At 32.2% G+C, this 4,492-nt stretch carries 5 protein-coding genes; all 5 read left to right on the plus strand.

Annotation, left to right across the window (positions count from 1 at the left end; genetic code table 11):
• Positions 1 to 152: 152 nt before the first annotated feature.
• The 5 genes from ACFSQJ_RS14485 to ACFSQJ_RS14505 all read left to right on the plus strand — a co-directional run bounded on the left by ACFSQJ_RS14485 (position 153) and on the right by ACFSQJ_RS14505 (position 4,235).
• Positions 153 to 746 carry a phosphopantetheine-binding protein gene (locus ACFSQJ_RS14485; RefSeq protein ID WP_377767682.1) on the plus strand — a complete coding sequence of 198 codons (594 nt, stop codon included), beginning with the start codon at positions 153 to 155 and terminating at the stop codon, positions 744 to 746.
• Positions 747 to 763: 17 nt separating this feature from the next.
• A complete protein-coding gene (locus tag ACFSQJ_RS14490) occupies positions 764 to 1,069 on the plus strand; it encodes a hypothetical protein (RefSeq protein ID WP_377767683.1) in 306 nt (101 codons plus the stop codon).
• Positions 1,070 to 1,245: 176 nt separating this feature from the next.
• The gene (locus tag ACFSQJ_RS14495) at positions 1,246 to 1,497 is read left to right on the plus strand and encodes a hypothetical protein (protein WP_377767684.1); all 252 of its coding nucleotides are present in this window, start codon (positions 1,246 to 1,248) and stop codon (positions 1,495 to 1,497) included.
• Positions 1,498 to 1,674: 177 nt separating this feature from the next.
• Positions 1,675 to 1,851 carry a hypothetical protein gene (locus ACFSQJ_RS14500; protein ID WP_377767685.1) on the plus strand — a complete coding sequence of 59 codons (177 nt, stop codon included), beginning with the start codon at positions 1,675 to 1,677 and terminating at the stop codon, positions 1,849 to 1,851.
• Positions 1,852 to 2,027: 176 nt separating this feature from the next.
• On the plus strand, positions 2,028 to 4,235 hold the full coding sequence (locus ACFSQJ_RS14505) for a S41 family peptidase (protein ID WP_099542993.1): 2,208 nt from the start codon (positions 2,028 to 2,030) through the stop codon (positions 4,233 to 4,235).
• The last annotated feature ends 257 nt before the right edge of the window (positions 4,236 to 4,492 follow it).

Here is a 4,492-nt window from a genome sequence, read left to right on the forward strand (position 1 = left end):
ACAACAATGGCTATAATTCATTGCGGTTGAATTCCTAATCGGAATTCAACGCTTTTTTGCTATCTTTCGGCTACGGCGGAAAGAATCCTGCGGATTTTTCCGCAACGAAATCATAGCCGAGACCGTTGGCAAACATTTAAAACGAACCGAAAATGGGATTAGATTCAGTAGAATTATTGATGTCAATTGAGGACAAATTTGGAATACGAATTGAGGATTCCGAAGCGGAACAAATATATACTGTCCAAAATTTTGTGGATTCTGTTTACAGCAAAATTATTACCAATCCGAATGAAAAATGCTTGACTCAAATCGTGTTTTACAGAATCAGAAAAGCATTTCGGAATCTAAAATTGACCGATAAAGAAATTAAACCTGAAACAAAAATAACGGAATTGCTCTCTCAATCGGAATTGAAAGAAAAATGGCATTTATTGAAAACAGAAATAGGACTTGAATTGCCTGAATTAGTAGCACTTGATTTTAATCCAGAATTAGGCTCTCACGTCAAAATTTTTGGAATTAAAACCATAAAACGAACAACGCCTGTTTCAAGCGGAACAATACGTGAATTAATTGATTGGACAATCGCATTGAATGAAGAAAAACTCATTGATATTGAAAAAATCACTAACAAATACGAAGTTGAGCGAATTATAATTGGAATAATAAATAGAAATATTGGAATTCCAATTAGCGAAATAAAATTAGAACACTCAATAACGAACGATTTAGGAATTGATTAAAAATATGTCCATTTAATATGTTAAAAAGTATTTCAAATATTTCTTCGCCATTAGGTAATTCGATACTATTTGTGATTAGTATGGTTTTGGCTTTTTATGTTTTGGATATAGATACAATGATTATATTCTTATTTGGCACAATATTATTATCTCTATTTCTAACCATTTTCGGATTTTCAAAGAGACTTGGTTTTAAATACTTTATAACTGCTTTTTTTCCCATACTCTGTCTTTTGATTCTTGCTTTTTTATTTTTCACTTTGCCAGGTTGGGTAATATTGGGAGAACTTGGTTTTGGAATTCCAGCACCATTACCGAATTAATAAAAAACGTTTGCCAACACCGTATAAAATTAATTGCTAGTTTCTAGCTTGTTTACGAAAGTCCTCGCGGACTTTCTATCTGTGATTTATTTGCTAACTTTAGTGCTTAAAACACGCAACTAATCTTATACAAAACCGTTGGCATTCATTGAGCAGAACCGTTAAAAATGAAACTTATGAGTAATTTAAAAGACATTAAATCGGAAATTGAAAAATATGCGAATGACTCAAAACTGACTGAATTACAAATTGTTGCAAAACTCGAAAAACACTACTTTGACAAAAAAGTAAACGAGAATTTAAAGTTGTATAAAAAAGGAAAGAAAAAAGTGAGCGAAATAACCAAAGACCTGAAAATATCGCCACGAAAATTTTACGGAATTTTAGAAAAGAAAAATATTGAACATAAGAAATATAAAAAAGAGTGATTTAAAACAGAACGTTTGACTTTTAGTTCGTTTGTGGAATCAGAAACTGAACTGAAAAAGCAAAACCCGAATTAATAGCGGAATTTAGCCAAGTGAGGAATTGCTCACTCAATCGGAACTGAAAAAGTTTGCGGAATAAACCGTGGGCGAACTCATTCAAAAACAAAAACTGAATTAATGAAAAAAAACATACCATTAATATTAATTATTGTAAGTGCAATTTTAATAATAGCGAATTTTATATTTTCTGAAGAATCTGACCGTGGATTTTGGTTGACAACTTTATCTAGTGTATTAATTATAATATCAATGGTCTTGACAATTAGAGAAAACAGAAAAAAAGACAAGAATTAATAATTTGAAAAAAAACAACGAAATGCCAACAACGTATATAATTTATTGCTAGTTCTAGCCTACTTACGAAAATCCTCGTGGATTTTCTATTCGGTTTTTATTTGCTAAATTAGATGCTTAAACCACGCAACGAAATCATATACAAACACGTTCTCTGCAAGTTGAAAAACGAATCGATGAAAAAAACACTAATAGTATTACTGACAATTGTTTCAATCAGTTGTCAAGCCCAAGAACCTGAAAAACATAATCTCGGTTTTGAAAAACAGAGTGAGAGTGCATCACTTTCTGATGGATGGTTTAAATGGGGTAATTATGAATTAACAACAGATTCCGTTGCTCATTCAGGAACAAAATCAGGAAAAATCACATCTGACCAAACAGGAAGTTCTTTTGGAAGTATTGCATACAAAATCCCTGCAAACTATGAAGGAAAAGAAATAAGACTTGAGGGTTTTATGAAAATCAAAGATGTTGAAAACGGATTTGCAGGTTTGTTGTTAAGAGTTGACTGGAATGGTACTTCTTTGGCATTTGACAATATGCAAAATCAAAATATAACGGGAACTAAAGATTGGCAGAAGTACACTATAACACTTGATTATCCAGAAGAAGCAGAAAATATTTTCATTGCAGGAATACTTTCGGGAAAAGGAGAAGCTTGGTTTGACGATTTTGTTTTATCAATTGACGGTAAAAATGTTCAAACACTGAAAGAAGTCGAAAAAAAATTGTCAAAAGCACAGCTTGATAAGGAATTTGATAATGGGTCTTTAATTGAGTTTTCAAATTTAACCACCGATAATATAGAAAACCTCGAATTATTAGGTAGAGTTTGGGGATTTCTCAAATATCATCATTCCGAAATTGCAAATGGAAACTACAATTGGGACTATGAACTTTTTAGGTTCTTACCACAATACGTTAAGGCAGAAAACACTATCAAAAGAGATAAACTTCTTCTTGATTGGATTGACTCATTTGGTCAAGTAAAAGAATGTACAAAATGTCAGCCGACAGATGAAGATGCTTTTCTAAAACCCGATATGGAATGGATTAACAATCAAAGTGCAGATTTGAAAAACAAATTGCTTTACGTTTACAACAACCGTTCCCAAGGTAAACACTATTATATCGGGATGACTACAAATGTTGGCAACCCCGAATTTAAGAATGAAAATCCATATTCAAATATGCCTTACCCAGATGATGGCTTTAGACTACTATCACTTTATCGGTATTGGAATATGATAAACTACTTTTTTCCGTACAAACACTTAATGGATGAAGATTGGAACAAAAAATTAAAAAATTATATTCCGCTATTCATAAATGCAAAAAATGAGTTGGAATATGAATTGGCAACAGTTCAGATAATTGGAGATATACAAGATACTCACGCAAATCTTTGGGGTGGAGCGGACAAAATTGATGAATGGAAAGGCTCAAACTATCCACCAATACACGTTCGTTTTATCGAAAATCATTTGGTTGTCACAGATTATTATAATCAAGAATTAAAAAACGAAGTTGGATTAAAAATTGGTGATGTAATTACCAAAATAAATGGTAACCCCATCGACAAAATCGTAAATGAAAAATCTAAATATTATCCAGCTTCTAATGAGCCAACAAGACTACGAGATATTTCGGCAGACCTTTTACGCTCAAACTCGAATAATATTGAAATTGAGATTGTTTCGGGTAATTCCAAACCTCAAACAAAGAATCTTAAGCTATACCCAAAAGATAGCCTTGACATTTATCGTTGGTACAAAAAAAGTGATGGTAAATCCTTTAAAATGTTGGATAACAACATAGGCTATGTTACACTTCAGACAATCAAAGAAGATGATATTGCACAAATCAAAGATGAATTTAAAAACACTAAAGGAATCATCATTGACATCCGTAATTATCCGTCAACTTTTGTTCCTTTTAGTTTAGGTTCTTATTTCGTTTCTTCTTTCACACCTTTTGTGAAATTTACGAACGGAAATGTTGATAACCCAGGCGAATTTACATTTACAAGTAATTTAGAAATTCCGAGTCAAGGCAAAACTTACAAGGGGAAATTAGTTGTATTAGTCAATGAATTATCTCAAAGTCAAGCAGAATATACGTCAATGGCTTTTAGAGCAGGAGATAATACAACAATTATTGGAAGTACAACAGCAGGAGCAGACGGAAACGTATCAGCAATAATGCTTCCCGGAGGATTAAGAACAATGATTTCAGGAATTGGGGTAAATTATCCAAACGGAGATGAAACTCAAAGAATAGGAATAGTACCCGACATTGAGGTTGAGCCAACCATTGAAGGAATAAGACAAAAAAAAGACGAATTGCTTGAAAAAGCGATTGAAATCATCGTGAAGGAATAAAACCTGCAGAGAACAATGTATATAAAAAATAGGCGAAATAGTAGTAAAATTAAAGGTTTTGGATCGTATCAAACGTTGTGCGTAACCGAAAGTTTCGTGCTTCGAAATCGCCTACTTTTCATATACTAAACGTTGTAAAACATTTGCGAAATGAAAATTCAATATAAAAAACGACAACTGAATTTTAATCTGATTTTCGGAATAATTTGGTTTGTTTATTTTTTTGTTCAATTATACTTTGACGACAAACTTCATTG

The organism is Croceitalea marina (genome assembly GCF_042684265.1).
GTDB lineage: Bacteria > Bacteroidota > Bacteroidia > Flavobacteriales > Flavobacteriaceae > Croceitalea > Croceitalea marina.